Raw genomic sequence first — 26,504 nt, forward strand, 5'->3', positions numbered from 1 at the left:
AGCAGAGCCGGGCGTCAGTCGCGGCGGGCGTGGTCCCGCAGGTCGTGCGTGTCGTCTCCGGCCGTCGGCGGCGATGCCGGCGTCCCCGGGCCCGCTGACGCCGGCGTCGGCGACGAGGGCTTCCGCGTGGACAGATGGTCGGCCAGCGTGGCCGGGCGGCGGCTCACCGGCGCGGGCGGCTCGGCCGGCCGGCGCATCCGCGGGACCTTGCCGGCGGTGTAGTCGCTCAGATCGGCCGGGCGGGACTCACGGAGGTGGTCGGCCAGATCGGCCGGCCGCCGGCTCGGCGCACCATCCGGATGTACGGGCACCGAGGCCCCGGGCTCGATGTTCTGCACGGGCTGCTCGGCTGGGGCCGTCGACGGCACCGAGCCCGGCGCCGGGGACGCCGTCGTCGATGTCGCCGGTCCGGCCGGGGGAGCCGGCGGCGAGAAGTCGGTCATGGGCTGAGGCTCCGGACGGGAGGGGATCGGCCGGCGGGGGAGCGGTTGATCGCCGAGCGTAGCCCCGCGTGGCGTCGATGTCTGCCCGTCCGCCCGCCCCGGGCGCCACGTGTCGGCGAGCGTGGCCGGCCGCCCGGCACGCTCGCTCAGGTCCACGGTCGGCGCCGGCTCATCGAGCGGCGCCGCCGGCACATAGGTGTCGTCGAAGGGTTCGCTGAAGCTGGGCACGAACGGCTCATACCGAACCGGCTCATAACCGAACGCCTGCGCCGCCGCCTCGTAGTCGAACGGCTCCTCGACGAACGGCTCCTCGACGAACGGCTCCTCCGCGACCGGCTCCTGGGCGACCGGCTCCTCGACGACGGGCTCTTCCGCGACCGGCTCCTCGACGACCGGCTCGTCCGCGACCGGCTCTTCCGCGACCGGCTCTTCCGCGACCGGCTCGTCCACAACCGCAGGGGAGACCTCCCCGGCCTCAAGCTCGACCTCAGCCTCAGACTCGCCCTCCACCCGAGCCTCAACCTCAACTTGAGCTTCAGCGTCGTCCTCGTCGTCGTCCACGAAAGCCGAGGCCACGGTCTCGGACGCGGCGTCGGCGAAGACCTCGGGCTCGGGCTCCGCGTCGGCGATGGGTTCCGCGCGCGAGAAGGAATCAGCAGACGAGATGGGCTGGGCGGGCCTGGTGAAGTCTTCGGCCTCCGCCTCGGCGGGGATGTCGAAGGAGGGCGCCTCCGCGGTTTCGGCGGGGGTGCCGACGGACGACGCCTCGGCCGGCTCGGCGGAGACGTCGGCGAACGGCTCGGCCGGGACCCGCGGCTCGGAAGGAACCTGCTGCTCGGCCGGAACCCGCGGCTCCGCTTCGGCCTCGGCGAACGCCGGCAAGGCGACGGCCTCCTCCTCGACCGGCGGCGTCGAAGGCGACGACGGCGGGCCCGAGAGCGGCGCCTGCGCCGGCGACGAGGCGGCGGGGGCGCCGAAGAAGAAGCCGTCCGGGTCGGGCTTTGCCCACGACGCCTTGGGCTCGAACTCGGGCACGGCCGGCAGCAACGACGTCAGATCGGCGGGCGGGATGCGGCCGGGCTCGATCGACGCCTCCGCGGGCGCGGGGGACAGGCCCCACGACGTCTCGGCGTCGACCGGGGAGTCCTCGAGGATCTCGGCGTCGAGGATGGTGTCGTCGTCGGGGGCGGGCAGCGCGGTCCGGGAGAAGTCGGGCACGGCCTCGGCCTCGACCTCCTCGATGTCGGCGCCGGCGTGCGGGTCGGGCGACAGCGCGGGCAGGCGCAGCACGGCCGTGTCCTCGAAGCGGGCGAAGACCTGGGTCGAGTCGTCCATCGGCGCGGCCGGCAGTGCGAACGCCGCGGGCGCGCCGGGCAGGGCGACGGCCTCGGGCGCGCCGGGCAGGGCGATCGGCTCGGCGGCGCCGGACCGGGCGGCCGCCGTGGCCGGCAGCGCGTGCGACCCCGAGCCGTAGGGCGCGTACCGGATCACCTGGGTGTCGTCGGGCGCCGCGTGGCGGCCGGCGGGCTCGTCGGCGGGCTGCTCCCCGGCGTACTCGGAAAGCCCGGCCCGCTGCTGGAGCCGCCGCAGCGGCCCGGGCGCCCACCAGGCCGCGTCGCCCAGCAGGCGCAGGATCGCGGGCACCAGCAGCATGCGCACGACGGTCGCGTCCAGGAGCAGCGCGATGATCATGCCGACGCCGACGAAGCGCATGGTGGTCACGGCCGAGAGCGCGAACGCCCCGGTGACCACGATGAGCAGCAGGGCGGCCGCGCTGATCACCCGGCCGGTGCGGGCCAGGCCGGTGGTGACCGCCTCGTTCGTCGACGCGCCGCGGGTGCGGGCCTCGACCATGCGGGAGAGCAGGAAGACCTCGTAGTCGGTGGAGAGGCCGAAGACGACCGCCGCCATGAGCACGACGATGCCGACCTCCAGCGGCGCCGGGCTGATGTCGAGCAGATCGGACCCGTGGCCGTCCTGGAAGATCCAGACGAGCACGCCGAAGGTGGCGCTGAGGCTGATCGCGCTCATCAGCACCGCCTTGATCGGCAGCAGCACCGAGCCGAAGGCCAGGAACATCAGCAGCAGCGTCGCCCCGACCAGCAGGCCGATCATCAGCGGCAGGCGCTCGGCGGTCGCCTCCAGGCTGTCCACGTTGCGCGCCGTCGTGCCGCCGACCAGCAGCGTCGCCCCGGCCGGCACCGGCAGCGCCCGGATCGCGTCGACCACGTCCCGGGCCTCGGTGCTGAACGCGTCCTTGGTCTTGAGCGTCGCGGTGAAGAGCGTGACGCCCTTCTGCTTGCGGGACGGGCCGATCTGGCTGATCCCGGGGATCTGCCGCAGGGCGACGGCGAAGGCGGCACTGTCCTGGGCGTTGCGCAGCACGATCTGCACGCTGTCGCCGGTGAACTGCGGGTAGTCGGCCTTCAGCGTCTCGATCGCGGTCCGGGACGGGTCGCCGGCCGGCAGGATGCGCTCGTCGCTCTCGCCGAAATGCACGTTGCGCACGGGGGAGGCGAGCAGCAGCAGGATGCCGAGAATCGGGATGGCGACCAGCAGCGGCCGCTTGAGCACGACACCGGCGAGCTTCCTCCACCCCGAGCCCGGCTCCTTGCCGGAGCGGCCGGGCAGGCGTACCGGAATCTTGTCGACCTTGGGACCCAGCACCGCGAGCAACGCGGGAAGCAGGGTGAGCGAGAGGACCGCGGCGAGGAAGACGGCGGCGAGCCCGCCGTAGGCGAGCGACTTGAGGAAACCCTGCGGGAACAGCAGCAGGCCGGCCAGGGCGATCATCAGGAGGGTGGCGGAGAAGACGACGGTACGCCCGGCGGTGCCGACCGTGCGGGAGACCGCCTCGATCGGGTCCCGGCCCTCGGCCTGTTCCTCCCGGAAGCGGCCGACCATGAACAGGCCGTAGTCGATCGCCATGCCCAGGCCGAGCAGGCTCGCCACGTTGACGGCGAACGAGTTGACGTCGCTGGTCGCCGAGATCGCGTGCAGGATGCCGAGCGAGCCGGCCACCGCCGCGCCGCCGACCAGCACCGGCAGCGACGCCGCCACCAGCGAGCCGAAGATCAGCACGAGCAGGACGAGGGTGATCGGCAGCGAGATGAGCTCGGCCGTGCCCAGATCCTTGGTCGAGCGGGCGGATGAGGCGTCGGCCAGCGCGGTCGCCCCGGACAGCTGCACGGTCGCGCCCTGGACCGCGAACTTGTCGTCGATCGCCCGGTACGACTCGAGCTTGCCCGCGTCGTCACCGCCGGCCAGGGTGATCACGGCAACGGCGCTGTGCTTGTTCTTCGCGGCGTACTGCGGGTTCTTCGCCGACCAGTACGACGCGGTCGAGGTGACCGCCGATTTCGGCAGCCGCGACAGCGAGGCCTTGATGCGCTTGCCGAGCGCGGCGTCGTCGATCTTGCCCTTGACCGGGGTGTAGATGACGACGAGGTCGCCGCCCTGCGCGCCGAACGCCTCCTGGGCCACGTCGGCGGCCTGGGTCGACTCGCTGTTCGGGTCGTTGTACCCGCCCTCGGTCAGCTTCCCGAACACACCCAGCCCCCACAGGCCGGCGTTGATGATCGCGATGAGCGTCACGATCAGCACCGGCCAGCGGAGACGGGCGACCCACGATCCCCAGCCCGCGAACACCATTTCCCCTTTTATCGCCGTACAACTATGAAAATCAGCGCAGGGTGGCGGCTTCCAGCGCCACCCCGCCGCAGCCGTCCCCGAACGCCTGCGTCGTCGTCCACGTCAGATTGATCCTGGCGGTCTTCGGCGCCCGGTACGTGAGCGTGTAGACCACCGAGTGGAAGGAGCCGTCCCGCTGCTCGAACGTGGCCGAGGCGGTCGCCGACCCGGCCGACAGGCTCGCCCGCAGGGTGCCCTTGGCCGACACCACCCCCAGGTAGAGCCGCAGCGTCCGGTTGCCGGTGGCGGCCGGCGCCGAGATCGTGAAGGCGTTGCCCGCGCCGCAGGTGCGGATGCCGGTCGGCGTGCCGTCGCTGTGGTCGACCGGGTCGCCCCCGGTCCACGCGAACCGCTGCGGGCTCAGCGCGTGCCGGAACCGGGGCGCGGTCGGCGTGCCCTCGAGGATCGCGAAGCCGCCGTCCTTCCTGCGCTCGAGCGAGAACGTGCCGTCCTCGCCCCAGTGCACCCAGTCGCGCCGGCCCTCGGCGGTCAGGTCGACCAGGCCCGGCACGGCGCCGGCGGTCAGCGCGATCGCGCCGTTGTCGGGCGGCCTGGTGGCCGGCTTCCTGGCCGGCGGGATCGGCGACGACGACGAGGGCGACGGCGACGGCGAGGACGAGGCCGGCGAGGGCGACGGGCTGCCGAGCGGGATGAGCCCGCCGGGACCGGTGCTGGGCAGCTCGGCGCCGCCCAGGGCCGCGGTCGGCGGCGGGTCGGGCAACGGGTTGTCGTGGTCGGAGCGCATGGCCCGGCTCGCGATGAAGCCGAATCCGATCACGACGATCACGCCGGCCAGGATCACCGAGGCCGACGAGGCGATCTCGTTCCATCCGCGGCGGTCCCGTGCCTGGATCTCGGGGGAGTCCGCGGCGCGGCGGAATCCGGTGTGACCTGTTCTCCGGTAGCGCGCGGGTGGGCGACCATCTTCGGTCGACGGCAAACCGACCCTCCCCTGGTCGTTCGCACGGCCCCGCCCGGCCGTGAATCTTTTTTCATGACGTCTCGCTTGCTGAGCCGGTAAACGATCTCACTTCGATCAGTCACGGGCTAGGCCTATTTGCGTGACCGTCCGGACGGTCGATCACCCACCTCGGCGGTTCGGTGGAGGTTTCCCGCGGCGTTGCGCACCGCTACGGGTACCGTGTCGGAAGTTTCCGCCCAGCCCGTTACAGGAGAGTCGACACATATGAGCACCCAGACCGTGCGCCCGAGCACCGGCGATGCGGCGAAGCGCCGCGGGCAGGCGGTCGCCGGCGCCGCCGCCGGGGTGGCGATCCTCGTCGTCCTGGCCGTCGTCTTCGCGCTGGTGAAGCATCACGATAATTCGGACAAGTCCGCTCCGGCGGCCGCGCCCGCCGCGTCGGCGCCGGCCGAGGCCCCGTCCGAGGCGGCCCAGCCGACCGCGGAGGCGCCGGCTCCGGCGTCGGTGAACACGCCGGCCGCGCTGGCCAAGGAGCCGGACGTGAAGGCGGGCAAGGGCACGCTGTCGAAGCTCGTGATCACCCCGATCGTCCAGGGCACCGGCCCGGCGGTCCAGAAGGGCCAGACGATCACCGCGAACTACAAGCTGGTCTCGTACAAGACCGGCGAGGTCATCGACTCCTCGTGGACGCGCGGCCAGCCCTTCTCCACCCAGATCGGCGTCGGCGCCGTGATCCAGGGCTGGGACGAGGGCATCCCCGGCCAGAAGGTCGGCTCGCGCCTGCAGCTCGACGTGCCGGCCGCCCTCGCGTACGGCGCGCAGCAGGGCGACCTGCGCTTCGTCGTGGACATCCTCGCCGCGCAGTAGGGCCTTCTACAGCTCGGCGACGATCACGTCGAGCTGACGTGGCCGGCCCGGCGCGGTCCCGGACTCCTCGACGGTGCAGCCCAGCTCCTTGAGCGCGGCGACCACGTCGTCGATGGACTCCAGGGCGGCGCCGGCCTCGGCCAGCGATCGCACGATGCGGCCCTTGGTCGCCTTGTTGAAGTGGCTGACGACGGTCCGTCTGCCGTCGCGTTCGTGCAGCACCCGCATCGTCGCCGTCTCCGGGCCCGGCGGTGCCCACATGCCCGCGTAGGCGCCGGACCGCAGGTCCAGCACCGGCCCGCCGGCGGCCGCCGGGTCGAGCTTCGGTTTCAAGGCCTTCCTCCAGTACGCGGTGAGCCCGCCCACCGCCGGCAGGGTGACGCCGACCGAGCACCGATAGGCCGGGATCCGGTCGGTCAGCCGCACCACGCCCCACAGGCCGGAGAAGACGACCGCGGTCTCGTCGAGCCATGCCCGGGCGGCCGGCGCCAGCGTGCCCGCGCCCAGGGCCTCGTAGAGCACGCCCGTGTAGATCTCCGCCGCCGGTGCGGCCGGGGCCTCGGCCAGCACCGCGTTGCGGGCCAGCTCGTCGCGCTGACCGTCGCCGAGGCCGAGCACGCGCAGCGACTCGGCCACGGACCGGGCGCTGGTGCGCCGGCACAGCGCGACCAGCCGGGTCTGCACCCGCTTGCGGGCCGGGGCCAGGGCCGGCAGCCAGAGGCGGTCGTGGTCGAGCGGGTCGCCGGCGGTGGCGGGGGTCTTGCCCTCGGACGGAGGCAGCAGGATCAGCACGTCGCGAGCGTAGACACCGGCCTAGCCGGCGGTGTCGGCCAGGGCCTCGGCCACCGTGGGGTAGACGCCCATGCGCCGGGCCAGGCCCACCGTCTCCAGCAAGGTGGCGAGGAACGGGCTCGGGCAGGCCAGCCGCAGCCAGCCGCCGGAGGCGCGGGCCCGGTTGTGGCCCAGGACGAAGGCCGACAGGCCGGTCGAGTCGCAGAACTCGACGCCGGCCAGGTCGACGACCACGCGCGGACCGGGGCGGTCCAGCACCTGGTCGAGGCTGGTGGTCAGGACGCTGGCGCTGTCGATGTCCAAGTTTCCCCGGACGGTGACCACGACCGAGGCGTCGGGGTTGCCGACGACGGACACGTGCACGGCAAGATACCTCCAAGGCTAGAGGCGCGCGGGATGCTGGCTCTTCCTCTTGCCCAGAAGGTGACCGAAAGTCACCTCGTGGCGGTATCGGACGGTACCGAAACGGTGGTCTTGACGGTCGCCTGGTTCAGCTCGCCGATGCGGACCGTGAACTTGATCTCGTAGGTGCCGGGGTACGGGAAGGCGATCGCCCCGGCCGCGTGGTGCCGGGGCAGCAGGGGCAGCAGCGGCTGGGTGACCGGCTCGAGGTCGCGGCCCAGCAGCTGCGACGAGACCGTCCACTCGTCGGCCGGCAGCGGCGCCCCGGCCGGGGTGTAGACGAAGGCGTGGATCGTGTTGTTGTCGCCGAGCTGGGCCGGGAAGATGTTGAACTGCAGCGTGTAGAGCGGGCAGGTCAGCGTCTGCGACACACCCTCGTCGCGGACCGCGCCCTGGTCGACGGTGGCGCTGCGACCGGGGTTGACCTGCACCAGCACCGAGCTGAGGCCGAGGATCACGACGGTCGCCAGCACCTCGGCGCCGACCGTGCGGCGCATCCGGGACGGGCCGGCGGTGACGACCTGGCGGCGGCCGACCATCCGGCGGGCGAGGAACGCGACGGCGAGCGTCGCGGCGAGCACCGTGACCTTCGCGAGCAGCAGGCGGCCGTACGACGTGTGCCAGAGCGCGGGAATCGAGCCGACCTGGACGACGGCCTGCACCACGCCGCCGGCGACCAGCCAGACGACGGCGAGCGCCGCCCAGCGCGACCAGACCGGCAGCACCACGCCGAGCACCCGGGGGTCGGTGCGGCGCAGCAGGAAGACACTCAGCGTGATCAACCCGCCGAGCCAGACCGCCATCGCCGCCAGGTGCACGACGTCGGAGGCGACGATGGCGGCGGTGAGCGGGGCGGCGGCCGCGTGCCCGGTCAGCGGCCAGGTGACCAGCCCGCCGAGCGCGGCCACGGCGACGGCCAGCGCGCGCGGCCGCGACGCCGTGCCGCGCAGCACCGGCGGCAGCAGGCCGGCCACGATCGCGAGCACCGCCAGGCGGGCCAGCAGGGTCAACCCGAACGAGCTGGTCAGCACCTGCCGCAGCTCGGTTCCGGAGACGTCGCCGAGAGCGGCGCCGCTGCTCGCCGGCGCCTGGACGTAGAGCGACGCGAGCGTGGCGAGAGCCGTCAACCCCAGGCCGGCGTACGCCATCCGGGTCGCGCCGAGCCGGGAGCGGCGCCGCGGCCACAACAGCCCCAGGAACAGGGCCGGTCCCACGGCGAGCGTCAGTCCCGCGTACCCGAGGAAGCGCGTGACCGGCGTCGCCACCGCGACCGAACGATGGGTCTCCGCCTCCCCGGCCGCCGGCGGCGCGGCCGACGGCGCGCCCACCGAGAACGTGATCGCGCCGCCGACGGGATGGCTGTCGGCCGAGATCACCCGGTAGCTGACCAGGTAGGTGCCGAGCGGCTGCGCGGCTCGCCGGACCGGGATGCGCAGGGTCGCGCCGGACACGCGGGGCTCGCCGGAGATCCGCTTGCCGTCCGGGTCGAGCACCTGCACCCGCCCGGTGACCGGGGTGACCGCCTCGCTGAAGGTCACCACGATCTCGCTCGGGGAGGACCCGATGATGCTGCCCGGCGCCGGGGTGGAGCCGAGCAGCGCGGCATGGGCGCTGGCCGGTCCCGCGGGGAGCAGGAGCGCGCCGAGCGCCAGGAGGAGCACGCCAAGCACGCGCAGAGCCCGCATCACACCTCGTAGTTCGGATCCCGTGCGGGAAAAGTTCAAGTGGGTATCGATAGGCTGCGAGAGTAGCTAAGGAGGCCACCCATGTCCGTTGACCCCCGTGCCGGAACGCCCGCCGAGGCCCGTGATCTGATCGACGTGCCGAGGGTGGTCTCGCGCTATTACACCGAGCACCCGGACCCGGCCGAGGTCGCCCAGCGGGTCGCGTTCGGCACCTCCGGCCACCGCGGCTCGTCGCTTAGGACCGCCTTCAACTCCGACCACATCGCCGCCACCAGCCAGGCGATCGTCGAGTACCGCCGGGCCCAGGGCACCGACGGGCCGCTGTTCCTCGGCCGCGACACGCACGCGCTGAGCGAGCCGGCCATGATCACCGCGCTCGAGGTGTTCGCCGCCAACGACGTCACCACGCTCATCGACAGCCGGGACGGCTACACGCCGACCCCGTCGGTGTCGCGGGCGATCCTGGCCTACAACCGGGGCCGCACGAGCGGGCTCGCCGACGGCGTCGTGGTCACCCCCTCGCACAACCCGCCGGACGACGGCGGCTTCAAGTACAACCCGCCCAACGGCGGGCCGGCCGACACCGACGCCACCAAATGGATCCAGGACCGGGCCAACGCGCTGATCGCGGCCGGCCTGGGCGAGGTGCGCCGGGTGCCGGCCGCCCGGGCCCGCACCTCCGAGCTGGTCAGCGGCTACGACTTCCTCGACGGCTACGTCGCCGACCTGCCCTCGGTGATCGACCTCGAGGCCATCCGCAACGCGGGCGTCCGGATCGGCGCCGACCCGCTCGGCGGGGCCAGCGTCGCCTACTGGGGCGAGATCGGCGAGCGGTACGGCCTGGACCTGACGGTCGTGAACCCGCGCGTCGACCCGGCCTTCGGCTTCATGACCCTCGACTGGGACGGCAAGATCCGGATGGACTGCTCCTCGCCGTACGCGATGGCGTCGTTGATCCACCAGAAGGACCGGTTCCAGATCGCCACCGGCAATGACGCCGACGCCGACCGGCACGGCATCGTCACGCCCGACGCCGGCCTCATGAACCCGAACCACTACCTGGCCGTCGCCATCTCCTACCTGTTCAAGCAGCGGGGTAACTGGCCGTCCGGCGCCGCCATCGGCAAGACCCTGGTCTCCTCCTCGATGATCGACCGGGTCGCCGAGGACCTGGGCCGCCGCCTCGACGAGGTGCCGGTGGGGTTCAAGTGGTTCGTGCCCGGGCTGCTGTCGGGCGAGGTCGGCTTCGGCGGCGAGGAGAGCGCGGGCGGGTCGTTCCTGCGCCGCGACGGCTCGGCCTGGAGCACCGACAAGGACGGCATCATCCTCGACCTGCTCGCCTCCGAGATCATCGCGGTGACCGGGCGGACGCCGAGCGAGCACTACCGCGACCTGACCGCCCGGTTCGGTGAGCCGGCGTACGCCCGGATCGACGCGCCCGCCACCCGCGAGGAGAAGGCGGTGCTGGCCAAGCTCTCGCCCGAGCAGGTGACGGCCAAGGAGCTGGACGGCGAGCCGATCACCGCGGTGCTCACCACCGCGCCCGGCAACGGCGCCGCGATCGGCGGCCTCAAGGTCGCCACGGCCTCCGGCTGGTTCGCCGCCCGCCCGTCCGGCACCGAGGACGTCTACAAGATCTATGCCGAGTCGTTCCACGGCCCGGAAGCGCTCGCCCGCATCCAGGAGGAAGCTCGCGGCGTGGTCTCCGCCGCACTGAAGGGCTGAATTGCTCAGCTCGCCGGGCTCCCGGCCGACTGGTATGCCGCAAAGCCATACCGACTCGGGAGCCCAGGGGAGCGCATGCCAGATCGTGTCGTGCCCGCCGCGCGGCCCCGAGGGACCGGCAGCGGGCTAGGACCCTTGCTGATCGCGGCCGCGTGCCTGGCCGCGGTGGCAGGCTGGCTGCTGCTCGGACAGCCCGGCGGTCTCTACCCCGGCTACACCGGCGGACCCATCGCGATCGCCGCGGCGATCTACGCCTGCCAGCGGATCGGCTCCTCGATCATGGTGCCCCGCCCGGTCCGCGCCTTCTGGCGGCAGCTGTCGCACGCCTCGATCCTGCTGCTGGCCGGCGCCGTCGCCGCGGTCGTGCTGGCCAACAACAACGCCGGCATGTCGCTCTACACGGCCGGCCCGAACGTGCTCGGCATCTTCTGGGTCATGTTCGCGCTGGGCCGGCTGCCGCTGGGCGACCGCACCCCGCTCGGCTGGGCCCGGATCCTGCTCGACGGCGCCACCGTCGCCGTGGCCGGCACGCTGATCTTCTGCTACGTGGTGCTCAGCTTCGCGCCCTCCGGCACCGACCTGACCACCCGGGCCCTGGCCGGCGTCGTCGGCGTCGGCGGCCTGCTCAGCCTCTTCATCATCGGCAAGGCCGCGGTCGCTCCCGGCGCCCCGGTCGACTCGCTGGCCCTGCGGCTGCTCGCGGTGGCGCCGATCGTGGCCGTCGCGCTGGCCGTGCTGCTGATCGCCGGCTCGCCGACCCCGCGCCTGATCAGCTCGGTGCTGACCGGCCCGGTGGTGGCCCTGTCGTTCTGCCTGGCCGCCCACCGCCAGCGCCTGGTCCTGGCCCGCCCGGCCGGCGCCGAGGGCGCCACCGACGAGATCAAGCACCGCCGCTCGCTGTGGGACATGCTCCCGCTCCTGGCCGTCACCGCCACCGCCGGGCTGGTCATCACCGTCTCGGCCCGGCAGATGAGCGGCCGCGAGCGTGCCGTGATCGTCGGCGGCGTGCTGATCGTGGTCTGCGTCGTCGCCCGCCAGCTGCTCGGGCTGCGTGAGAACAAGCGCCTGGTCGAGGGCATCCGCGACCAGCAGACCGAGCTCGAGCGGCTGGCCATGACCGACCCGCTGACCGGGCTGGCCAACCGCACCCGGTTCGCCGGCGCGCTCACCGAGCGGCTCGCCGCCCACCGCGCCGTGACCGTGCTGCTGATCGACATCGACGACTTCAAGATGATCAACGACTCGATGGGCCCGGCCCTCGGCGACCAGCTGCTCTACCAGGTCGCCCAGCGGCTGCGCGTCAACGGCCAGGTCCGCGAGCTGCCGGCCCGTCTCGGCGGCGACGAGTTCGCGGTCCTGCTCGACGCGGACGACGTCGAGACCGCCGAGGAGGCGGCCCAGCGGACACTGACGGCCCTGGCCGAGCCGTTCCGGGTCGGCGAGCACCAGCTGCTCACCAACGCCAGCGTCGGCGTGGCGATCGCCGGGCCCGGCGACAGCACCGACGAGGTGCTGCGCAACGCCGACATCGCGATGTACGCGGCGAAGGAGGGCGGCAAGGCGGCCTGGGTGCGCTTCGAGCCGCGGATGCGCCAGGACGTGGTCAACCACGCGCGCCTGGGCAGCGAGCTGCACAACGCGATCATCCGGAACGAGCTGTTCCTGCTCTACCAGCCCGTCTTCGACATCGTCACCGGCCGCCTGCACGGCGCCGAGGCCCTGGTGCGCTGGAAGCACCCGGTGCGCGGCTTCGTCTCGCCCGGCGACTTCATCCCGGTCGCCGAGCGCTCGGGCCTGATCGTGCCGCTCGGCTCGTGGGTGCTGCGCGAGGCGTGCGAGCAGCTGGCCCGCTGGCAGGCGCAGTACGGCGCGGGCGCGATCAAGGCGATCAACGTGAACGTGGCGGTCCGCCAGCTGCGCGAGCCCGGCTTCGTCGACGAGGTCGCGGCCGTGCTCAGCGACACCGGCCTGTTGCCGCAGAACCTGGTCGTGGAGATCACCGAGTCGTCGGTGGCCGACGGCCGGCAGGTCCGCGAGACGCTGAACGCGCTGCACCAGATGGGCGTCCGGCTGGCGCTGGACGACTTCGGCACCGGGCAGTCGTCGCTGTCGCTGCTGCGGGCGTTCCCGGTCGACGTGCTCAAACTGGACAAGTCGTTCGTCGACGGCATCGCCGACGGCGAGGACCGCGGCCGCCTGGCGGTGGCGGCGGCGGTGGCCCAGCTGGCCGAGTACCTGCAGCTGTCGGCGGTGGCCGAGGGCATCGAGAGCGAGGCCCAGCTGGACCGCCTGCGCGACATGGGCTACCGCCTGGGACAGGGCTTCTTCATGGCCAAGCCGCTGCCCGCCGACGAGGCCGGCGCCCTGATGGCCGCCGACCCGGTCTCGGTGATCATCTGAGCGGTCCCGCTCAGACCCCGCCCGCGGCGGCAACCTCGCGCTGCCACCTCATCGCTGCGGTCAGGTCCGACGGGTCGCGTGTAGCGCCATACCGGAGCCGGTAAGCGATCCACAGATGGGTCATCCGGCCGACCCGGCTCGGGTTGCCGTCCGGAGAGAGATCGGCAGTTCGCCGTCGGCGGCCACTTCGGCCTGGTCGGCGAGGCGGTGGCGACTCGACTGGAGGTTTCCGACCCGGAGTCCGCGGCGACAGCCGCCGTCGCGGCGGCCGAGGTTGCGGAGATCGGCCGTGGAATCCTTCTGCCGCACCTGCTCGACACCGGGGGTGACCTCTCTCGGTTGGAGGGGACCGACCATGATCTCGCCGAGGAGTTCCGGCGTGCTCAGGCGGGACTTCGGCAGGGAATGACCACCCGCGCGACGGAGATGGTGATGGGTGGTGTCGCGGCCGCGTCGATGGACCGAGCTTTGGACCCGGACCGGCAATGGTCAGAGCGACGGCGAGCGCGGCGACAGGCTTGACAGCCTGCCCGCCGACGAGTGGAACGCACGGCGCCTTTGGTGGATCCCGACCGGTTTGCTGGCCGGCCTTCCGCTCCATGCCCCTGGAACGCCGGGCGGCCCGTCGGCGATGGACTTGGTGGTGTCGTCGTACGCGCCGACATTGCGGACGTTGGTCGGTCTGCCGGGCACGGCGCCGGCGACCGGGACGAGTGTCCTCGTCGCGTCGGTTCCCGAACCGGCACCCGAGGCGACGTGGGCGCACACCTTGGTGAGCGCCTGCCAGTTGGCCGGCTTTCGGCACGTGATCGGAACGCTCTGGCCGGTCGGCGACCAGTCGGCCGCGGAAGTGGCGACGGCCTTCTACGGCCCGGGTCTGCCCGGAAACGCGGGCGTCCGATTGATCGGTCTTTGCCGCGCGAGCGGCGGCGGGCGCTCGTGGCGCCCGCCGCCGCTTCCTCCCTCGACCCCGCAAGCCTCAGCCCCAGCTCGTGGTGGCCCAGTCCTCGCTCGAGGCGAACCGGGCGCCGTTCCAGTCGGTGGCCGACCACGCCTTGCCCGACCAGGCTTTCCCGCTCCAGCTCGGGTCGGACCAGGTCTGCGTGCCGCCCCACGGCACGCCCGCCCAGTTCGCCGCCCCCCACGTGCGGGAGGCCCACGACGTGCCGGTCCAGCCGCTGCCGGCGATGATCGAGCCCATCCAGGTGCCGCCGATCCAGCTGCGGCCGGCCGCCGCGTAGGCCGCCCAGTTGGCGCTGTGGAACGGGCCCCAGATCGTGTACTCGCCGCTCAGCGCGACGTTGTTGCTGAGCACCCGGCTGCCTCCGCGGGCGTCGTCGAGCGCGCCGCTGCCGGTCGAGGCCGGGAAGGTCTGCGGGGCGCTCGCGTCCGGGGCCAGCCCCAGCGCGGTGCCGACGTTCAGCTCCCTGGCGGTCTGGCCGGCCAGCGTCGTGCCCCGCCGGAGCAGGTTCTTGACCTGGTCGGGGGTGAGCGACGGCCGGGCCTGCAGCAGCAGCGCGACGGCGGCCGACGTGACGGCGGCGGCCTGGGAGGTGCCGCTGCCGCGGAAGAGGGTGGTGCCGACCCGGGCCGCCGGGTAGTTGACGTCGATGCTGGATCCGGGGTCGCGCAGCGAGACGATCGACTCGCCCGGGGCGAGCACGTCGACCGCCTTGTCGGCCGAGCCGCCGTTGGTGAACGCGGCGAGGCCGTCGTCGGCCGTGCCCGCCGTGCCCCTGGTGGCGGCGGCGCCGACCGACAGCACGAACGGGTCGGTGGCCGGGTCGTCCAGCGTGCGGGCCGCGGCGCCGTCGTTGCCGGCCGCCGCGACGACCACGATGCCGGCCTTCCACGCCCGCTCGGCCGCGTACTGCAGCGGGTCGGTCGCCGCGGCCGGGTTGCCGCCGCTGCCGTACGAGAGGTTGATGACCCGGATCGGGTTGGCCGGGTCGGCGTCCTTGTTGGCCACCACCCAGTCGATCGCGGCGATCACCTGGGAGACGTCGACGGCGCCGTTGGCGGTGCCCAGCTTGACCGAGGTGAGCTTGGCCCCGGGCGCGAGGCCCTTCGTGCCGCTCACGGCGTCGTTGCCGACGATGATGCCGGCCATGTGGGTGCCGTGCCCGTACGAGTCGAGGTAGCGCAGGCTGTCGGCCTGCGACTCGAAGGACAGGTCCGGCCCGTTGACGATCTGCCCGGCCGGCAGCCCGGCCACCGGCGCCACGCCGGTGTCGAGCAGGGCCACGCCGACGCCCGCGCCGGTCAGCCCCGCGGCCGCGCCGGTGTCCGCGCCGATGATCGAGCGGACGTCCTTGAGAGTGGTCGACGCGGTGGTGCCGGTCGCCGTGCTCAGCCACCGGCCCGACCAGCCGCCGCCGGGCCCGGCCTGGGCCGCCGGCGCGACCGAAGCGGCTCCCGCCAGCCCCAGCGACAGCGACGCCGCCGCCGCGGTCCTCATGATTGTTCTGGTCCGCCCCACGCCGCACCCTCTCCGTAGCTTCTCGGTTGCGATCGGGGTGACCGTCGGCCGGGAACGGGGCGGCTTGAGGAAAAGCGGGTGATCGGTTCACCGGGTGGTGCACACCGGCGGCGCGCACCACCCCGAACCGGGCTCCTAGGCCTCGACTTCCTTGCGGTCGTCGGTGGCCCAGAGGGTGTGGAACGAGCCCTCCTTGTCGACGCGGTGGTACGTGTGGGCGCCGAAGAAGTCGCGCTGGCCCTGGATCAGGGCGGCCGGCAGGCGCTCGGCCCGCAGACCGTCGTAGTAGGCCAGCGCGGACGCGAAGCCCGGCGCCGGGATGCCCTGGGCCGCCGCGGTCGCCACCACCCGGCGCCACGCGTCCTGGGCGCCGCTCACCGCGTCCAGGAAGTAGTCGTCGACCAGCAGCGTCGCCAGGTCCGGCTGCTTGTCGTACGCCTGCTTGATGTAGTCCAGGAACTTCGCCCGGATGATGCAGCCGGCCCGCCAGATCTTCGCCATCGCGCCCGGGTCGATCTCCCAGTCGTACTCCTTGCTGGCCGCCTGGATCTGCTGGAAGCCCTGCGCGTACGCCACGATCTTGGAAGCGAACAGCGCCTGCTCGACGTCGGCCTGCAGGTCGCCGCCGTGCGCGCCGGCCGACGCCGACGGGCCGGGCAGGCCCGCCTCCTGCGCCGCCTTGCGGGTCTCGGCCCCGCCCGACAGCGCCCGCGCGAAGACCGACTCGGCGATGCCGCTGACCGGCACGCCGAGGTCGAGGGCGGCCTGCACGGTCCAGCGGCCGGTGCCCTTCTGCTCGGCCTGGTCGAGCACCACGTCGACGAACGGCTTGCCCGTCTCCGCGTCTACCTGCTTGAGGACCTCGGCGGTGATCTCGATCAGGTACGACCCGAGGCGCCCGGAGTTCCAGCCCTTGAAGATCTCGGCGATCTCGGCCGGGGAGTGCCCGCCGACCTGACGCAGGAGGTCGTACGCCTCGGCGATGAGCTGCATGTCGGCGTACTCGATGCCGTTGTGCACCATCTTGACGAAGTGGCCGGCGCCGTCCGGGCCGACGTGCACGCAGCACGGCTCGCCGTCCACCTTGGCCGAGATGTCCTCGAGCAGGGGGCCGAGAGCCTCGTACGACTCCCTGGGGCCGCCCGGCATGATGCTCGGCCCGTGCAGCGCGCCCTCCTCGCCACCCGAGACGCCGGCGCCCACGAAGTGGATGCCGATCTCCTTCAGCGCCGCCTCCCGCCGCCGGGTGTCCAGGTAGTGCGCGTTGCCCGCGTCGATGAGCATGTCGCCCTTCTCCAGCAGCGGCGCGAACTCGTCGATCACGGCGTCGGTCGGCGCGCCGGCCTTCACCATGATCACCACGCGGCGGGGGCGCTCGAGGCTGGCCACGAAGTCCTCGGCGCTCTCCGACGGAATGAACTTCCCCTCGTGGCCGAACTGCTCGACCAGCTCCTTGGTACGGCCGTACGAGCGGTTGTGCAGGGCCACGGTGTGGCCGTGCCGGGCGAAGTTGCGCGCCAGGTTGCGACCCATCACCGCCAGACCGGTGACCCCGATCTGTGCCTTCTCCGACATCATTGACGTCCTTCCCTAGCTGCTCTCAACGACCTCATTGTTACCTACGGGATCGGGCCGATCTTGGTTCGATCCCGGTCGTCCCACCGGGTTGGAAACCGCCCGCAACGGCCTGCGCGTCGCGTAAGATCCGCGCGGCGGTAGAGTCGGCGCGTGCCTGCGGACGTGATGCGATGAGGCGTGGCGAGATCTGGACCATCGGCAGCCGCACCGATCTTCGCTACCGCGTTCTCGTGCTCTCCGGCGACAGCTACAACGAACGGAAGAACGCGGCGCCCTTCTGCGCGCCGATCGTCCGCCAGCGCGGGGCGACCGAGCTTCCACCGTACGCGGTGGCCCTCACCGAGCAGGATCCGATCACCGGGGTCGTGGTCGTCAACCGCATGCGCCGCCTTCCCGCGTCGATCGGCGCGGAGCGGATCGGCATGGTCACCGGGCAGAGCATGGTCCGTTTGACCGAGGCCATGCGGCAGCTGTTCGAAATCTGAGGACCCTTCGGGTGATTGGTGCGACGTCGCGCCGCAGGTCGAGGACCGACCCGGATGAACGGGGGATGACGGTCTTGGTTCCGGTGCCGTAAGCAGGAGGCCGTAAACGTCGGACGGCAGGCAGGAGGGCTCGGTGGCTGGGGCATACGCGGAAGCCGTCGGCAGTCTGCGGCCGTCCGTCCGTCCACCGCTGGCATCCGAGACCGATCGGGCCACCGTGGAGCGCTCCGAGACCGACCGGGCCACCGTGGAGCGTGCGGTCGGCCTGCTCGCCGGCCGGGCCCGCTGCCGGCTCGCCGAGGCGCGCCGCCACCTGCTGCGGATGGCCGCCGACCAGCAGCGCGACGTGCTCGAGGTGGCGCACGGCCTGGTCCGCGCCCTGGATGTCGCCGAGTCCAGCGACGTGCCCCGGCTCGACGTGCTGACCGCGCCGGTGGCCGCCGTGCCGGTCGCCCCGGCCCGCCGCTTCGAGCCCTGGCTCGCGGTCGTCCAGCGCGTCCTCGACGTCACCCCCGGCATGTGCGGCTACCTGGTGGCCGAGCGCGACCATGGCGGCCGCATCGTCGACCTGATCTGGCAGGCGGCCACCCCCGAGGCGTGCACACCCGACGGCAGCCGCGGCGCCCGGCTCGTCGGCCGGCGGGTCAGCGTCCAGCTCCCGGGCTCGGCGGCCAGCGGCCGGTGGGACATCTACCAGGACGTCCTCGACACCGGCAGCCCGGCCGCGATCGGCCCGTTCCGCTACGGCGACGGGCGCTACACGATTCGCGCCCACCGGCTCGGCGTCGGCCTGCTGCTGCACTGGACCCGGCACGACGGCACCGGCCGCGAGGCCGGGCGGATGGCCGGCACCGAGCGGCTCGGGAACCTCGGCTGGGGCGAGTGGGACCTGGTCACCGGCGACGTCTTCTGGTCCGAGCACCTGTACCGGATCTTCGACCGCGACCCCCGGCTGGGCCCGATGAGCCGCGCCGAGTCGGACGCGCTGACCGTCCCCGACGACGCGCCGCTGGTCCTCGAGGCGCTGGAGGCGTTCGACCGCGAAACCCGGGTCGACGTCACCACCCGGGTCCGCATCGGCAGCCGGGTCAAGCACCTGCGCACGGTCGCCGAGGCGGTCCGCGACGCGTCCGGCCGGCCGCTGCGCGTCTACGGCATCGTGCAGGACGTGACCGACCGGGAGAACGACGCCCGCCGTCTGGCCGAGGTCGAGCGGCAGCTGGCCGACGAGCACGAGCTGGCCGGGCACCTGCAGCGGATCATCCAGCCGGTGCCGGAGGGCCCGATCGAGCTGCCCGGCGTGAAGGTGGCGCTGCGCTACCTGCCGGCCGGCCAGGAGAGCCTGGTCGGCGGCGACTGGTACCAGGCGACCCAGCTGCGCGACGGCACGGTGCTGCTGGCGGTCGGCGATGTGGCCGGGCACGGCACGCCCGCCGCGACCACGATGGCCCAGCTGCGGCACGCCCTGCGCGCGCTGGCCGTCACCACCAGCGACCCCGGCGTGCTGCTCGGCCAGCTCAACCGCCTGACCTGCGACCTCGAGCGGGACAACCCGGAGCTGTCGGCCACCGCCGTGGTGGCCCGCTTCGACCCGGCCCGCCAGGAGATCACCTGGGCCCAGGCCGGCCACCCGCCGCCGCTGCTCAACCGGGGCGGCCGCACGATGCCGCTGGAGCGCCCGCCGGGCCCGATCCTGGGCGTGGTCGACGACGCGGTCTATCCCACGGCCCGGATGGGCTTCCACCCCGGCGACGTGCTGCTGCTCTACACCGACGGCTTGGTCGAGCACCGCCGCCGCGGCCTCGACGACGGCCTGGCCCAGGTGATGCGCACGGTCGACGAGGCGGTCGCGGCGTCGCCCGAGCAGCCGCTGGCCCAGCTGCTGGCCCGCCTGCGCCGCGCCAACCCCGACGACGACACCTGCATCCTGGCCGCCCGCCCGGTCACCGGCGAGACCCGCGACCTGCGGCGCCACCTCCGCGGCCGGCGCACGGCCCGATGAAGGTCGTCGTCTACGAGCTGCTGTCGCTGGACGGCGTGGCCGAGGACCCGGACAGCTTCGTCCTCGACTGGGACGACGCGATGGAGGCCGACCTCGCCGCGGTGATCGCGACCCAGGAGGCGGTCGTTCTCGGCCGGCGCAGCTACACCGAGTGGGCGCGGTTCTGGCCCGGCAGCGACATGCAGCCGTTCGCGTCCTTCATCAATGACGTTCCGAAGTACGTGGCGACCTCGACCCCGCTGGACCGCGACTGGGCCAAAGCGACGGCGATCGAGGGGGAGCTGGTCCCGTTCGTCCGGGCGCTGAAGGAGCGGCCCGGCGGCGACATCGGCGTGCACGCCAGCATCTCGGTCGCCCGCGTCCTGCTCGCCGCCGGCGTGGTCGACGAGCTCAAGCTGGTGGTGACGCCGCGGATCGCCGGCCGGGGGCGGCGACTGCTCGACGACCTGCCGGCGACCCGGCTGGCGTCGACGCGCGCCGCGACCTCGCCGACCGGCTCGCTGCTGCTCGGCTACCGCGTCCTTCGGTAGCGCCCCTCAGTGGCCGGCGGCGCGGCTGGCCAGGACCTGCCGGCCGTGCGCCTCCCAGCGGTCGTGGGCCTGGGCGTACTGGCTCTCCCACGCGTCCCGCTGCGCCTCGAAGCCCTCCAGCCACTCACCGGTCTCGGGGTCGAAGCCCTCGGGGTAGATGTAGTTGCCGTCGTTGTCGTAGGCGGCCGCCATGCCGTACACGGTGGGGTCGAAGTGCTCCTCGCCCTCGACGTAGGTCTCGTTGGCCTGGCGCAGCGACAGCGAGATCCGCCGCCGCTCGAGGTCGATGTCGATGATCTTCACGAGCACCTCGGCGCCGTTCTGCACGATCTGCTCGGGCAGCTCGACGTGGCCCTCGCCCAGCTCCGAGATGTGCACGAGGCCCTCGATGCCGTCGCTGACCCGGACGAAGGCGCCGAACGGCACCAGCTTGGTCACCGTGCCCGGGACGATCTGGCCGATCTGGTGGACGCGCGCGAACTGCCGCCACGGATCCTCCTGGGTCGCCTTGAGCGACAGCGAGATCCGCTTGCGGGCCTGGTCGATGTCGAGCACCTCGACCTCGACCTCCTGGCCCACGTGCACGACGTCGGACGGGTGGTCGATGTGCCGCCAGGACAGCTCCGAGACGTGCACCAGCCCGTCGACCCCGCCGAGGTCGACGAACGCGCCGAAGTTGACCACGCTGGAGATGACGCCCCGGCGCACCTGCCCCTTCTGGATCTTCGACAGCAGCTCGCCGCGGTTGACCGGCCCCTGCTGCTCGAGCCAGGCCCGCCGGGAGAGGACCACGTTGTTGCGGGCCTTGTCGAGCTCGATGATCTTCGCATCGAGGACCCGGCCGACGTACGGCTGGAGGTCGCGCACGCGGCGCATCTCGACCAGCGAGGCGGGCAGGAAGCCGCGCACGCCGATGTCGAGGATGAGGCCGCCCTTGACCGCCTCGGTGACCGGGCCGCGGACGAAGCCGTCTTCCTGCTTGGTCGCCTCGATGGCGGCCCAGGCCTGCTCGCGCTTGGCCTGCGCCGGATCGACCGCGGGCGCCGGCGCAGGGGCCGCGGGAGCCGGCGCGGCGCCGTCCGCGGGAGCCGGTGCGGCGCCGTCCGCGGGTGCAGGCGCAGCATCCGCCGCGGGTGCAGGCGCAAGGCCGTCCTCGCCCGCGGGAGCAGCGTCCTCCGCGGGCGGTGACGCACTCGCGACCGCGTCAACGGCCGCCGGCACGTCGTCAGCCGCGGGCTCACCGACGTCCGCGGGCTCACCGACGTCCGCGGGCTCACCGTCCACGCGCTCACCGGCGGCGCCGTTTTCCGGCACAGCGACGCCCGCCGGCGGCGGAACGATCTCCGCGGCGGGAGGTGCGGGAGGCGGCGCCTCGGGAACAGCGGTGGGCTCAGTAGAAGGGACAGCGGTCTCAGGCGAGCTCATCGACATTCCACCTTATTCGTCGAACATCAGAGCCTACCAATCCGCAGCCTCGCCTCGGAAGGCTGCGAAATCGGCCGGAAAACTCCATCCAGGGCCAGATCGATCGACCGGACCGCGAGCGTTACGGCCTCGTTAGCATCGGCCGCCCCCTCGACGACGCCCTCGACCATGCCGAAGAGCAGCAGGAGATCGCCCGGGACGAGGTCCGCGCGTACGTGCCCCAGGTCCTGCGCCCGCCGCAGCGGCTCGGCCAGAACCGCGATGATCCGCCGCAGATAGCGCCCGCGGGTCGGCGCGTCGAGCCGGCGGGTCAGCAGCACGAGCGGCCGCATCGTCACCTGGGCCCGCAGGATCTCGTCGAGCGCCGTCCGGAACGTCGCCGGCTGCTCCCGCCCGGCCGCCACGCAGCGCTCGAGCCGCTCGATCAGGTACGCGACCACCCCGCCGGCCAGCGCCGACCGGTCGGGGAAGTGGCGGTAGAGGGTGGCCTGCCCGATCCCGGCCCGGCGGGCGATCTCCGGCATGCCGACCGTCGGCTGCTGGGTCGTCATCACCTCGCACGCGGCCTCGAGGATCGCCGAGCGGTTGCGCTGCGCGTCCCGGCGGCGGGCCGGCTGAACACCGTAGAGCACCGCGGCCTCCTCGGCGTGACCGACGTTACTGGCAAGTAACGACTATGACATGAAGTTCATCTTCCGGGAAGCGGCTTCAGACGAGCGCGCACTCGTCGCCGGCGCCGACCGTGCCCGGATGCAGCACCGTCGCCCACAGCCCGAACGTCAGGTCGTGCGCCTCGGCCAGCCGTTTGAGCAGGTCGTCCCGGGCCGGCAGCCCGTCCTGTGCCATGTCCACCATCACGCAGCGGGTGAGCGGCCGCTGCGGCCGCAGGATCACCGACGGGCCGATCCGCAGCGGGCGGCCCACCCAGGCGTCCTCGGGGAAGCCGGTGCCGGGCACGTCGATCAGCAGGTTGGCCCGGAAGCGGGTCGCCTCCACCGGCCTGCCGGCCAGCCGGCTCAGCGCGCGCAGCCCGGCCGTGGTGATCACGCTGACCGGGCCCTCGTCGTGGTGCGGGACGGTGTCCTCGCGTGCGAGCGTGACCGAGCGGCCGAGGTGGGCGCTCACCGCCTCGAAGGCCGCCGGGTCGTCGGCGCGGAACGTGCGGCCGTCGGCCATGGTCACCGACGGGACGTCCCCGTCCCCGTACGCCCGCAGGTCGAAGAGCCCGGCCATGCGCCGGAACCGCCGGGTGTTCTTGCCGCTGCCGAACTTCCCGTCGGCGTCGCGCACCGCCCAGAGCCGGTCGCCGTCCATCCCGCGCCAGCCCACCGCCGCCGCCGGGAGCTCCTCGCCGAGCAGGGACTTGACCGGGTAGCGGCGAATCTCGGCGAGCCTCACGCCGATCACTGTATGAGGTCGGACGTATGGGTGCCGACCCGGCGGGTAACCGCAGGTCATGCACCGGTACGGCGATGAGGTGGCGGGGATCGCCCGGCCCCTGCGCGACCCGGGCGACCTGGACGTGCTGCTCGACCGGGCGGACCGCGCGCGGGTCGTGCTGATCGGCGAGGCCAGCCACGGCACGCACGAGTACTACACCTGGCGGGCGGCCCTGACCCGGCGGCTGATCGAGGAGCGCGGCTTCTCCTTCGTGGCGGTCGAGGGCGACTGGCCGGACTGCGAGCGGGTGGCGGCCAGCGTCCGGGGCGGTCCGGCGCCGCGGGCCGCGCTGACGGCGTACGACCGGTGGCCGACCTGGATGTGGGCGAACGAGGAGACCGTCGACTTCGCCGGGTGGCTGCGTGCCCACAACGCCCGGACCGGCGCCGACGTGGGCTTCCACGGGCTCGACGTCTACTCGCTGTGGGAGTCGATGCGCGAGATCCTGGTCTGGCTGCGCGAGCACGACCCGGACGCGGTGCCGGTCGCGCTGAGCGCCTATCACTGCTTCGAGCCGTACGCCGAGGATCCCCAGTCGTACGCGTGGGCCACCCGCTTCGTCCCGCACAGCTGCGCGGACGAGGTCGTCCGGATGCTGGCCGAGCTGCGCGGCCGGGACTTCGCGGTGGCGCAGAACGCCGAGGTCGTGGCCGGCGCCGAGCAGTACTACCGGGCGATGATCGAGGGCGGCCCGCGCGCGTGGAACGTCCGCGACTGCCACATGGACGCCACCCTGGCCCGGCTCCTCGCCCGGTACGGTCCCGGCGCCCGGGCCGTCGTCTGGGCGCACAACACGCACGTGGGCGACGCCCGGGCCACCGACCAGTCCCGGCACGGCGAGGTCACCCTGGGCGAGCTGGCCCGGGCCCGCTACGGCGACGACCGGGTCGTGCTGGTCGGCCTCGGCTCGCACCGCGGCACCGTGATCGCCGGGCGCGCGTGGGGCGCCCCGATGCAGGTGCTGGGCGTGCCGCCGGCCCGGCCCGGCTCGCTCGAGGACATCCTGCACGCCGAGGCCCCCGAGCGCGCCCTGTTCGTCTTCCCGCCCGGGGACGACCGGCCCGGCCTGCTCCGCGACGAGGTGCACCACCGGGCGATCGGCGTGGTCTACCGGCCCGAGCGGGACAACTGGGCCAACTACGTGCCGTCGGTGCTGGGGGATCGCTACGACGCGTTCCTCTGGATCGACGAGACCAGCGCGCTGCGGCCGCTGCATCCGGTGCACGTCGACGCCCGCGAGCCGGAGACCTATCCCAGCGGCGTGTGACCGGCCGCGAACGCGACGATCTCCGGCATCGTGGGGAAGTAGCCGTCGGTGGTGTCGACGATCAGCGTCGGATGGGGTGCGTCGATCGGCACCCACTCGTCCACGCTCATCGGCGTGCCCGGGTGCGCGGCCCGGATCACCACCCGCTCCCGAGCCAGGCCGGCCGCCGTCACGCAGCGGATGATCCGGGTCTCGCCGAGGCCGAGCAGTGGGCGCCAGTTGCGGTCCTGGAACGCCGCCTCCGCAACGACCGTGACGCCCTCGCCGACCAGTCTCTGCACCATTTCCCGAAATATCCGGAGTGTGGCCATGTAGTGGTCGTCGGGCGTGCCGGCGTGGACGAGGCCCTCCCGGATCTCGTCGCGGCTGATCACCGGACAGCCGATCGCCCGGCCGAGCGCGTGCGCCAGGGTGCTCTTCCCGGTGCCCGGCGCCCCGCTCACGATGATCAGCATTCGGCGACGGTGATCCGGATCCGGGTGGTGAGGTCGAGCGGCTCCGGCATCTCGGTCGCCATCGCCGCGATCGCCGCCGCCCGCCGCTGCTGCGGCACCCTCGACACCAGCTGCCGGCCACCGTGCGAGCCGATCCACTCGTAGAGGTGCGCCACGTCCCGGAACGAGCTCGCGACCTCCACATCCCGCACCGACACCGTCGTGAACCCGGCCTCCAGCACCGCGGTCCGCAGGCTGCCGGCCGACTCGAAGATCGGGTGCAGCTTCCGCGGGGGCGGCGGCGCGTCGGCGAACCGCGCGATGATCTTCATGGCCTGCGGATAGCGCGGGTCATGCTGGGCGAAGCTGCTCACCCCGAGGCGGCCCCCGCGCTTCAGGAGGCGCCCGTACGAGCGGAGCGCCGCCGGCGGGTCGGGCAGGAAGAACAGCACGAGCCCCGACGTGATCAGGTCGAACGAGCCGTCCGGAAAGCCGGGCGCCTGCGCGTCGCCGGTGGTCACCGTGACGTTGTCGAGCCCGGTCGCCGCCGCCCGGGCCCGCGCGACCATCCCCGGCGCGAGATCGATCCCGGTCACCCGGCCCTCGGGCCCGACCGCCTCGGCCACCCGCAGCAGCACCGCACCGGTGCCGCAGCCGGCGTCCAGCGCCCGCCACCCGCGCCCGGGCGCCACCGCCGACACCAGCTCGGCGGCGATCGGGCCGAAGAAGCCGACGCCGACGTTCTCGTACGTCGAGGACGCCTGATCGAAGACGTTGATGATCGAACTCATCGGACCAGCATGTCAGCCGCGCGCACCCCGTCGACAACCGGCGGCGTCCAGGGCCGCCCGCGCAGTGCCGCCTCGAGAAACCCGGCCAGGTACTCCGACGCGATCGGCAGCGTCCGTCGCGAGCCGAGCGGCAGCACCGCCCGCACCGGCGCCGCCAGCCAGTACGCGCCGTAGTCGGTGAAGTCGAAATGCCGGGCGCCCGGGATCGTGTACGCCCACGCCGCACTCCCGCTGTGCTCGAACAGGGTGCGCGAGGCCGCGTCCTGGTCGGCGCCGTCCCGCTCCGAGCTCAGCATCAGCAACGGCCGGTCGAGCCCGGTCCCGACCACCGGCCCGTAGGGCGTGCCGTCCAGGTCCGCCGCCCCCGCACAGGCCGCGTCCTCGTGGCAGGCCGTGATCGCCGCCGCCCCGCCGAACGAGTGCCCGACATAGGCGACCCGGCCGCCGTCCGCGTGCGTCCCGAGCAGCACCCCCACCCGCCCGGCCGCGAACCGCGCGTCGGCCGCCCAGACCGCGTTCAACCGATCGCCGCGCGGACCGTCGAGATCGGACGGATCGCCGGCCGCCGACGCCGTCACCGCATGGCCGCCGATCACCGTGAGGTTGGCGCTGTAGGTCGGCGTCACTCCGGCCACGATGTACCCGCGGCTGGCCAGCGTGGCCGCGAGCGCGCTGTACTGCGGGGCCGCGAAGCCCAGCCCCGGCAGCAGCACCACGACCGGGAACCGCCCGGCCGCGACCGGAGCGTCCTCGTACGTGCCGGTGCCGACCCGATCGAACGCGGTCTCGGCCGGCCCGAACTTGTGCAGCCCCGCCCACGCCCCCGGCGCGTACGCCGACGGCTTCCCGGTCGCGGCCGCCGCCGGATACCAGAGCCACACCGACAGCACCCGCGGGTTGCCCCCGAGCGGCGCGAACTCATCGGTCCGCGACCGGTCGGCCAGCTCGTGCTCGGCCCGGCCGACCGGGTACGGCCCGCCCTTGAACAGCGCGACCACATGCCGTGACCGGTGGACGAGAAATCCCGCGTACGCGCCGAGGAAGAGCAACCCCGCCGCGACCGCGACCGCCACCACCCGCTTGATTGTCACCGAGCCATTGTGGCCGCCGCGCGCTCGCCGCCGTCGGCCCCTCCCGGCGTGCTCGC

The 26,504-nt window shown here is 73.3% G+C and carries 19 protein-coding genes and 1 pseudogene; 7 read left to right on the plus strand and 13 right to left on the minus strand.

Annotated elements, in window-relative coordinates; genetic code table 11:
• Positions 1-14 precede the first annotated feature (14 nt).
• Positions 15-4,094 carry an MMPL family transporter gene (locus ACQP2F_RS23530; RefSeq protein ID WP_433290686.1) on the minus strand — a complete coding sequence of 1,360 codons (4,080 nt, stop codon included), beginning with the start codon at positions 4,092-4,094 and terminating at the stop codon, positions 15-17.
• A 31-nt stretch (positions 4,095-4,125) separates the two neighbouring features.
• Complete coding sequence (locus ACQP2F_RS23535) at positions 4,126-5,073, minus strand: hypothetical protein (RefSeq protein WP_433290688.1); 948 nt, start codon at positions 5,071-5,073, stop codon at positions 4,126-4,128.
• 246 nt (positions 5,074-5,319) lie between these two features.
• On the opposite strand from ACQP2F_RS23535, the gene ACQP2F_RS23540 reads away from it, so the two are divergent.
• Complete coding sequence (locus ACQP2F_RS23540) at positions 5,320-5,922, plus strand: FKBP-type peptidyl-prolyl cis-trans isomerase (RefSeq protein ID WP_433290690.1); 603 nt, start codon at positions 5,320-5,322, stop codon at positions 5,920-5,922.
• A gap of 6 nt (positions 5,923-5,928) precedes the next feature.
• Here the strand turns inward: ACQP2F_RS23540 and ACQP2F_RS23545 are convergent, their stop codons facing one another.
• The 3 genes from ACQP2F_RS23545 to ACQP2F_RS23555 all read right to left on the minus strand — a co-directional run bounded on the left by ACQP2F_RS23545 (position 5,929) and on the right by ACQP2F_RS23555 (position 8,801).
• Positions 5,929-6,714 (minus strand): YaaA family protein, encoded by a 786-nt coding sequence (locus ACQP2F_RS23545; protein WP_433290692.1) that lies wholly within the window; start codon positions 6,712-6,714, stop codon positions 5,929-5,931.
• A 21-nt stretch (positions 6,715-6,735) separates the two neighbouring features.
• Complete coding sequence (locus ACQP2F_RS23550) at positions 6,736-7,077, minus strand: STAS domain-containing protein (RefSeq protein ID WP_433290694.1); 342 nt, start codon at positions 7,075-7,077, stop codon at positions 6,736-6,738.
• Between the two features lie 71 nt (positions 7,078-7,148).
• The gene (locus tag ACQP2F_RS23555) at positions 7,149-8,801 is read right to left on the minus strand and encodes a copper resistance CopC/CopD family protein (RefSeq protein WP_433290695.1); all 1,653 of its coding nucleotides are present in this window, start codon (positions 8,799-8,801) and stop codon (positions 7,149-7,151) included.
• Between the two features lie 81 nt (positions 8,802-8,882).
• Here ACQP2F_RS23555 and pgm point away from each other — a divergent pair, with 81 nt between their 5' ends.
• Entirely contained in the window at positions 8,883-10,526 is a 1,644-nt protein-coding gene (gene pgm / locus ACQP2F_RS23560; RefSeq protein WP_433290697.1) for a phosphoglucomutase (alpha-D-glucose-1,6-bisphosphate-dependent), read from the plus strand.
• A 75-nt stretch (positions 10,527-10,601) separates the two neighbouring features.
• The gene (locus ACQP2F_RS23565; protein WP_433290699.1) at positions 10,602-12,926 is read left to right on the plus strand and encodes a putative bifunctional diguanylate cyclase/phosphodiesterase; all 2,325 of its coding nucleotides are present in this window, start codon (positions 10,602-10,604) and stop codon (positions 12,924-12,926) included.
• Between the two features lie 979 nt (positions 12,927-13,905).
• Here ACQP2F_RS23565 and ACQP2F_RS23570 read toward each other — a convergent pair.
• Together ACQP2F_RS23570 and gndA are read right to left on the minus strand one after the other, a co-directional pair.
• The gene (locus ACQP2F_RS23570; protein ID WP_433290701.1) at positions 13,906-15,384 is read right to left on the minus strand and encodes a S8 family serine peptidase; all 1,479 of its coding nucleotides are present in this window, start codon (positions 15,382-15,384) and stop codon (positions 13,906-13,908) included.
• Positions 15,385-15,540: 156 nt separating this feature from the next.
• Positions 15,541-16,980, minus strand: a complete 1,440-nt coding sequence (gndA, locus tag ACQP2F_RS23575) for an NADP-dependent phosphogluconate dehydrogenase (protein WP_433290703.1) — start codon at positions 16,978-16,980, stop codon at positions 15,541-15,543.
• 173 nt (positions 16,981-17,153) lie between these two features.
• Here gndA and ACQP2F_RS23580 point away from each other — a divergent pair, with 173 nt between their 5' ends.
• The 3 genes from ACQP2F_RS23580 to ACQP2F_RS23590 all read left to right on the plus strand — a co-directional run bounded on the left by ACQP2F_RS23580 (position 17,154) and on the right by ACQP2F_RS23590 (position 20,000).
• Positions 17,154-17,468: a type II toxin-antitoxin system PemK/MazF family toxin gene (locus ACQP2F_RS23580; RefSeq protein ID WP_433290705.1), complete on the plus strand. Its 315-nt coding sequence runs from the start codon at positions 17,154-17,156 to the stop codon at positions 17,466-17,468.
• A 133-nt stretch (positions 17,469-17,601) separates the two neighbouring features.
• Positions 17,602-19,470: a SpoIIE family protein phosphatase gene (locus ACQP2F_RS23585; protein WP_433290707.1), complete on the plus strand. Its 1,869-nt coding sequence runs from the start codon at positions 17,602-17,604 to the stop codon at positions 19,468-19,470.
• Complete coding sequence (locus ACQP2F_RS23590; protein ID WP_433290709.1) at positions 19,467-20,000, plus strand: dihydrofolate reductase family protein; 534 nt, start codon at positions 19,467-19,469, stop codon at positions 19,998-20,000. Before ACQP2F_RS23585 ends, ACQP2F_RS23590 begins: the two co-directional genes overlap by 4 nt.
• On the opposite strand, the pseudogene ACQP2F_RS23595 reads toward ACQP2F_RS23590, so the two are convergent.
• From ACQP2F_RS23595 to ACQP2F_RS23605, 3 genes and pseudogenes are all read right to left on the minus strand, one after another.
• Positions 19,897-21,023 (minus strand): annotated as a pseudogene (locus tag ACQP2F_RS23595) (S1 RNA-binding domain-containing protein); the annotation flags it as partial. The gene ACQP2F_RS23590 and the pseudogene ACQP2F_RS23595 sit on opposite strands and share 104 nt — an antisense overlap.
• 428 nt (positions 21,024-21,451) lie before the next feature.
• Positions 21,452-22,057: a TetR/AcrR family transcriptional regulator gene (locus ACQP2F_RS23600; protein WP_433290711.1), complete on the minus strand. Its 606-nt coding sequence runs from the start codon at positions 22,055-22,057 to the stop codon at positions 21,452-21,454.
• Between the two features lie 76 nt (positions 22,058-22,133).
• Positions 22,134-22,823: an MOSC domain-containing protein gene (locus ACQP2F_RS23605; RefSeq protein ID WP_433290713.1), complete on the minus strand. Its 690-nt coding sequence runs from the start codon at positions 22,821-22,823 to the stop codon at positions 22,134-22,136.
• Between the two features lie 58 nt (positions 22,824-22,881).
• On the opposite strand from ACQP2F_RS23605, the gene ACQP2F_RS23610 reads away from it, so the two are divergent.
• On the plus strand, positions 22,882-24,132 hold the full coding sequence (locus ACQP2F_RS23610) for an erythromycin esterase family protein (protein WP_433290715.1): 1,251 nt from the start codon (positions 22,882-22,884) through the stop codon (positions 24,130-24,132).
• Here the strand turns inward: ACQP2F_RS23610 and ACQP2F_RS23615 are convergent.
• From ACQP2F_RS23615 to ACQP2F_RS23625, 3 genes are read right to left on the minus strand one after another with little or no spacing between them, the layout of a single operon-like run.
• Positions 24,114-24,587 carry an AAA family ATPase gene (locus ACQP2F_RS23615; protein WP_433290717.1) on the minus strand — a complete coding sequence of 158 codons (474 nt, stop codon included), beginning with the start codon at positions 24,585-24,587 and terminating at the stop codon, positions 24,114-24,116. The genes ACQP2F_RS23610 and ACQP2F_RS23615 overlap by 19 nt on opposite strands.
• Positions 24,581-25,357, minus strand: a complete 777-nt coding sequence (locus ACQP2F_RS23620) for a class I SAM-dependent methyltransferase (protein WP_433290719.1) — start codon at positions 25,355-25,357, stop codon at positions 24,581-24,583. The genes ACQP2F_RS23615 and ACQP2F_RS23620 overlap by 7 nt, the downstream gene beginning before the upstream one ends.
• Positions 25,354-26,448 carry a hypothetical protein gene (locus ACQP2F_RS23625; protein ID WP_433290721.1) on the minus strand — a complete coding sequence of 365 codons (1,095 nt, stop codon included), beginning with the start codon at positions 26,446-26,448 and terminating at the stop codon, positions 25,354-25,356. The genes ACQP2F_RS23620 and ACQP2F_RS23625 overlap by 4 nt, the downstream gene beginning before the upstream one ends.
• Positions 26,449-26,504: the final 56 nt, after the last annotated feature.

The sequence above is a fragment of the Actinoplanes sp. CA-030573 genome, assembly GCF_050951115.1.
Lineage (GTDB): Bacteria > Actinomycetota > Actinomycetes > Mycobacteriales > Micromonosporaceae > Actinoplanes.